Genomic DNA, 6,047 nt, shown 5'->3' on the forward strand with positions numbered 1-6,047 from the left:
GTTCAATCTGAGAAATCAGAGCACTGATTTAATGATGACGAACAGCCCCATGCCCACTAAGAATACCGCAAAGCCTTTTTGCAGTTTATCCTTAGCAATCGAGCGGCCGAGTTTGGCGCCAAACACTGAGCCCAGTACGCCCCCCACTATCATGATACCAATAACAACCCAGTCAAAGGTGATATTTTGGCTCGACATGACAGCGTAATATTTAAAGAAGCCAACGATCGACTTGATAACAATAATGAGGAGGCTGGTGCCAATAGCAACGGGCATTGATAAACCAGCCAGTAAGACCAATGCAGGTACGATTAAGAACCCACCGCCAACACCCACAAACCCAGTAATCACGCCAACAGTTAAGCCCTCAAACATGACCTTAGTGTAATTAAGTGTTTGCGTGTTGCCGTTTTCTGGCGATTTACTGCGCCACATGAACACGGCAGCGACGATCATCAGCAATGAAAACACCAGTAATTGCCAGCGACTGTCCACCAAGGTTCCGAGCCACGCACCGCCATATGTACCGATCATGCCAGGAATACCGAATACCCAAAGGTGTTTCCAACTCACAGACTTTCGACGAATGTAAGAAATAGATCCGAAAAGACTAATACCTGCGACAATGAGCAACGAAGAAGCGATGGCTAAATCGGCAGGCATATCAACAAGGTACATTAAAACAGGTACGGTTAGGATCGAGCCGCCCGAGCCGAATAGCCCCAGAGACGCACCGATAATTAACGCACCAATAATCGCAAACAGCATATGAACCTCTATATTCCCTGATCGAATATGGTTATAACTATAATATATTAAATTCAAAAAAAGGAAATAGCCGCACTTAACGCACGGCTATTCTACTATTCTCCTATTTTAAATTGGTTAACCGTAAGTATGGGCGCAGCGTTTCCCATCCTTGCGGAAACTTATTCTTCGCATCATCGTCAGAAACGCTAGGACGAATAATAACCGGTTTACCGACTTCCCAGTCCGCGGGGCAAGCGACTTCTTGTTTATCTGTCGTTTGCAATGCATCGATAACTCGTAAAATCTCGGCAAAATTGCGCCCTACTGCCATTGGGTATGTCATGGTCAAACGAATTTTCATGTTTGGATCGATGATAAACACGGAACGTACCGCCGCCGTGTCATCTTCATCCGGGTGGATCATGTCGTACAGTTCAGCGACTTTCTTATCCTTATCTGCGACAATTGGAAACTCAAGAACAGTATTCTGCGTCTCATTAACGTCTTTAATCCAACCTAAATGCTCTTCAACAGTGTCAGTTGATAGTCCGAGCGGTTTGACATTACGCTTTTCAAATTCTGGCGCTAATTGAGCCGTACGTCCCATCTCGGTGGTACATACTGGCGTATAATCAGCTGGGTGACTGAAAAAGAACGTCCATGATCCTTTAGCCCAGTCATGAAAATCGATCGTCCCTTGCGTAGTTTCAATTTTAAAGTTGGGTGCAATATTGCCTATACGTAAACCCATGGTAATTACCTTCTTTGCTATGGTTACAGAAAAGCCATCAGATTCAATGGCATGATTAAAATTTGTTCGCTGGTATCTTGAAGTAATGGTGACCATCATCTTCTTTGAGTGGCAATTTGCCTGCTCGCAAATTTACTTGGAGTGCGTACAGCATTCTATCTGGTAACGACAAAGTTGCGTCACGAGTGTCGCGAGTGTTGCGAAACTCGTCTTCAGTGACATGACCCGCCAAATGAACATTACCCTGTTTATGTTGAGCTACTGTTGCCTCCCACTGTGGTTCTCGACCGTCTTTGCCATAATCGTGTCCCACAAAAAGACGTGTAGTGTCCGGAAGCTCAAGAATACGTTGCAACGAGTTCCATAAATCGTGAGATGAGCCACCAGGAAAGTCAGCTCGTGAGGTACCACTGTCCGGGAACATGAATGTATCGTGGACAAATGCACTATCACCAACCACATAAGTAATAGACCCCAGCGTGTGTCCTGGTGACAACCAAACTTTGATGTTTAATTCACCAATATTGAAACTATCGCCTTCATCAAGTAAATAATCGAAATCTTTTGCTGGATTGAATGCACTCGGTAAGTTGTAGTATTCGGACCAAAGCTTCGCAATCTCACATGTTTTTTTACCAATGGCATTAGGTACACCTACCTTCTCTTTTAAGTAGTGAGACGCCATTAGATGATCCGCATGTGGGTGAGTATCTAAAACCCATTCCACAGTTAGTTGATTTTGTTCGACTAACGCTAGAACTTCTTCTGCGCTCGCAAAGCTTGTTCTTGCACTATTAGGGTCGAAGTTCTGAACAATGTCGATCAAAGCAGCTTTTCGAGTCACTGGATCTGCCACAATGTATTGCACTGAGCCGGTATCAGCTTCATAGATGCCCCACACATGGGGAGACCCTTTTCCAGTAGAAGGACTTTTACGAATGATGCTTGTCATAATGGACTCCTTTAAACACGACTTGATAATTTAGTTATAAGCATATAACAATATGTTTTTAGGGCAAGTGATTAAACATGATGGTGAGCCGATGAGGTTAATCGATTTTTTGAATCAATGATTAAGTTCTAATAGAACTCTCATCTATAGCAGATTAGTATTTGTAAAAGCTTGCGGTAAAAACTACCTTATGGTTATAAGGTTATTTCGTTTTAGAATATGTTTTTAAGAGGTATACGATGTCCACAATTACACCTAAGGTTACGGCTTTTTTCGATGAGCCAACCAATACATATAGTTACGTGGTTCAGGACCCTAACTCCTCGCACTGTGTAATTATCGATTCAGTATTAGACTTTGACTATGCCGCTGGTCGTACCAACACAGATTCAGCGGACCAAATACTCGATTTTATCAAGAACAAAAACCTTACTGTCGACTTTATTTTAGAAACACATGTTCATGCGGACCACCTTTCCGCAGCGCCTTACTTAAAAGATCATACTGGCGCTCCGATGGGCATCGGAGAGCACATCAAAACTGTGCAAGATACTTTTGGTAAAGCATTTAATGAAGGCTCTGAGTTTGAGCGCGACGGTAGCCAGTTTGACCATCTATTTGCTGATGGCGATGTATTTGCTGTTGGAAAACTGCAAGCTAAAGTGCTCCACACCCCCGGACACACACCGGCATGCTTGACTTATGTAATAGGAGACGCCGCTTTTGTCGGTGACACTCTATTCATGCCAGATTACGGCACAGCACGCTGTGACTTCCCCGGTGGAGACGCACGCACACTTTACCGATCCATTCAAAAAGTATTCGCGCTACCAGACGAAACTCGGCTATTTATGTGCCACGATTACAAAGCGCCCAACCGAGATGAGTACGCGTATGAGACGACGGTTGCCGATGAGAAAAAACATAACATTCATGTCGGTGGAAATAAGACCGAAGATGAATTTGTTGCAATGCGGTCTGAACGAGACAAAACATTAAATATGCCGCGTCTGATACTTCCCTCAGTACAAATTAATATGCGCGCTGGAAAATTCCCGGAGCCAGAAGATAATGGTCAGAGTTATCTTAAAATTCCACTCAATTTATTTTAATACGAGAGTAATCTATGGACCTTCGGAAGCTTACTAGCAAATTGACAGTTTCGCCGCAGATCACTATTGATGATGTCAATGCGTTGGCGTCTGATAATTTCAAAACAATCATATGTAATCGCCCAGATAATGAGAGCGAGGATCAAGCCAATGCGCAGCAAATTGAAAATGCAGCAGAAGCCCATGGCATGGCTTTTTATTACTTACCCGTTGTGCCTGGTGAAATATCTGATCGGCAAATCAGTCAATTTGCAAAAATAATACAAGACTGTGACGGACCAACGCTTGCGTATTGTCGAACGGGAACACGCTCAAGTTCACTTTGGGCGCTTGCAGAATCCGAACATCAACCAACATCGGAACTATTAGCGACAGCATCTGTAGCAGGCTATGACCTATCGAGTCTAGCGCCGCGCATGCAGGCGCGATCTGCAAACGCAGAGCTCACTAAAAAATCTAATGGTCGTCGAACAGCGCATCATAAAGTGGTTGTTGTTGGTGGTGGAGCTGCGGGTTTAGCAGTAACTGCGAGCTTGTTAAAACGCCAATCAAACTTAGATATTGCAATTGTTGACTCGGCTACATCTCACTTTTATCAACCCGGCTGGACGCTTGTAGGCGGTGGTGTATTCAAGCCAAAGCAAACTGAACGTTCGATGGCATCTGTCGTGCCAGCTCGCGCCAAATGGTACCAAAATAATGCCGTAACATTTAAGCCAGAGCATAATCGGCTATTACTCGATAACGATGAAGAGCTATCATACGACGTTTTGGTTATCGCAACAGGTTTAAGCCTAAATTGGGAAGCTATTCCTGGTTTATCTGAAACCTTGGGAAAAAACGGTGTGACATCTAATTATCGATACGATTTAGCGCCTTATACATGGCAACTAGTTCAGTCGCTAGGCAAAGGAACTGCAATATTCACTCAACCACCTATGCCGATTAAATGTGCTGGTGCTCCTCAAAAAGCTATGTATTTGTCTTGTGACGAATGGCAGCGTCAAGGGAAGCTAAGTGATATTAACGTTGAGTTTTGCACCGCAGGTGCCGCGTTATTTGGAGTTTCCGACTATGTTCCGGCGTTGACGAACTATGTTGAAAAGTACGGAATTAAACTTAATTTTAAAAACACTCTCAAGTCAGTCAACGGTGAGGCAAAAACCGCGCAATTTGTAGTTGTCGACGCAAATGGCACCGGGCGAGAAGTGACTCGTTCTTTTGATATGTTACACGTATGCCCCCCTCAATGTGCACCTAAAATTATTGCTGATAGCCCCCTATCTGACGATTCAGGGTGGGTTGATGTAAATTCAGAGAGTTTACAGCACAAAACCTACAGCAATGTTTATGCACTCGGTGACGTTGCGAATACGCCTAATGCAAAAACTGCAGCTGCAGTTCGCAAACAAGCGCCTGTCGTTGCAGAGAATATCGTATCAACATTAAATGAGGAATCACCTTGCGCTGTTTACGAAGGTTACGGCTCCTGCCCATTAACGGTTGAACGAGGAAAAATCGTATTGGCAGAGTTTGGTTACGGAGGCGTTTTGCAGCCGACATTTCCATCGTGGCTTATTAATGGCAAACGAGCTACGAGTGCAGCTTGGTTCTTAAAAGAAAAACTATTACCTTGGCTATACTGGGAAGCGATGTTAAAAGGACGGGAGTGGTTGGCGTCACCTAAACACTCAAAGCCTTCTGAGACGAATAATACGAAACGAGATGTTTGCGACTTTAAAGAGAAGCCATGACAAGTGAAGTAAAGGTGGCTTACTAAGAAGCCACCTTTTTAGCAACAACTTGTACCACTGCGGCATCACCTGTATGTCCGGAACCCTCAATCACTTTTCGGTTAACTGAGGCTAAATCAACAAACTTAAGTGGTTCTAAATCCTCTTCAAGCTGTTGTTCACTATACATTAATGCCTCATCTTGAGGGCCTCCTGTTTTTAACTGAAGTTGTTCTTTACGATAAAACTCGCCAATAAATATACCTTCGTTTGTAAGTGCAGGCGGTATTTTATTTAGTACTGACTTCCGCATATCAGGAGATAAATGCATAAAGATCGCAACAATGGCATCCCATTGCTTTACACCGAAGTCGTACTCAGATAAATCCGCAAGTTTCCAGTCGACCGAAACACCTCGCTCGTCAGCCAGTTTCTTTCCTTTAGCTAATGCTACCGATGAGATATCGATCGCCGTTACTCTAAGTCCACACTCAGCCAGATATACTGCGTTACGCCCTTCACCTTCAGCTAGACATAAAACCTGACTGCCGGGTTTAAGAACATCGTTCTTAGGCGGCAAAATATATTTGAGGAAGTCATTAGGTTGTTTCCCATACAAATATCTTTCATCAGAATAGCGGTCGTTCCAAAAATTCTTACTTTCCAATATCCTTTCTCCTCTTCACTCATATCCCGTGACCAACTTATGTAACCTCGATAATTAATGATAACCCTGATCGGCTTTTACT

6 protein-coding genes are annotated in these 6,047 nt (G+C 43.7%); 2 read left to right on the top strand and 4 right to left on the bottom strand.

Annotated elements, in window-relative coordinates:
* Positions 1-15: 15 nt before the first annotated feature.
* From B2X00_RS10630 to B2X00_RS10640, 3 genes are all read right to left on the bottom strand, one after another.
* Entirely contained in the window at positions 16-768 is a 753-nt protein-coding gene (locus B2X00_RS10630; protein ID WP_290487520.1) for a sulfite exporter TauE/SafE family protein, read from the bottom strand.
* A gap of 103 nt (positions 769-871) precedes the next feature.
* Positions 872-1,501 (bottom strand): peroxiredoxin, encoded by a 630-nt coding sequence (locus B2X00_RS10635; RefSeq protein ID WP_290487522.1) that lies wholly within the window; start codon positions 1,499-1,501, stop codon positions 872-874.
* Positions 1,502-1,556: 55 nt separating this feature from the next.
* Positions 1,557-2,453, bottom strand: a complete 897-nt coding sequence (locus B2X00_RS10640; protein WP_290487523.1) for an MBL fold metallo-hydrolase — start codon at positions 2,451-2,453, stop codon at positions 1,557-1,559.
* 239 nt (positions 2,454-2,692) lie between these two features.
* Between B2X00_RS10640 and B2X00_RS10645 the strand changes: the two genes are divergently transcribed.
* Complete coding sequence (locus tag B2X00_RS10645) at positions 2,693-3,565, top strand: MBL fold metallo-hydrolase (RefSeq protein WP_290487525.1); 873 nt, start codon at positions 2,693-2,695, stop codon at positions 3,563-3,565.
* Between the two features lie 14 nt (positions 3,566-3,579).
* Positions 3,580-5,319, top strand: coding sequence for a bifunctional protein tyrosine phosphatase family protein/NAD(P)/FAD-dependent oxidoreductase (locus B2X00_RS10650; protein ID WP_290487526.1), 1,740 nt, complete (start codon positions 3,580-3,582; stop codon positions 5,317-5,319).
* Between the two features lie 22 nt (positions 5,320-5,341).
* Here B2X00_RS10650 and B2X00_RS10655 read toward each other — a convergent pair whose 3' ends face one another.
* The gene (locus tag B2X00_RS10655; protein WP_290487527.1) at positions 5,342-5,965 is read right to left on the bottom strand and encodes an SAM-dependent methyltransferase; all 624 of its coding nucleotides are present in this window, start codon (positions 5,963-5,965) and stop codon (positions 5,342-5,344) included.
* Positions 5,966-6,047: the final 82 nt, after the last annotated feature.

Origin of the sequence: Idiomarina sp. UBA3162, assembly GCF_002364475.1 — a bacterium.
Classification (GTDB): Bacteria; Pseudomonadota; Gammaproteobacteria; order Enterobacterales; family Alteromonadaceae; genus Idiomarina.

What these genes read in the sequence shown, in the direction of transcription:
- B2X00_RS10640 (WP_290487523.1), bottom strand. Translation starts at nt 2,453, where the DNA reads ATGACAAGCATCATTCGTAAAAGTCCTTCTACTGGAAAAGGGTCTCCC.
- B2X00_RS10635 (WP_290487522.1), bottom strand. Translation starts at nt 1,501, where the DNA reads ATGGGTTTACGTATAGGCAATATTGCACCCAACTTTAAAATTGAAACT.
- B2X00_RS10630 (WP_290487520.1), bottom strand. Translation starts at nt 768, where the DNA reads ATGCTGTTTGCGATTATTGGTGCGTTAATTATCGGTGCGTCTCTGGGG.
- B2X00_RS10645 (WP_290487525.1), top strand. Translation starts at nt 2,693, where the DNA reads ATGTCCACAATTACACCTAAGGTTACGGCTTTTTTCGATGAGCCAACC.
- B2X00_RS10650 (WP_290487526.1), top strand. Translation starts at nt 3,580, where the DNA reads ATGGACCTTCGGAAGCTTACTAGCAAATTGACAGTTTCGCCGCAGATC.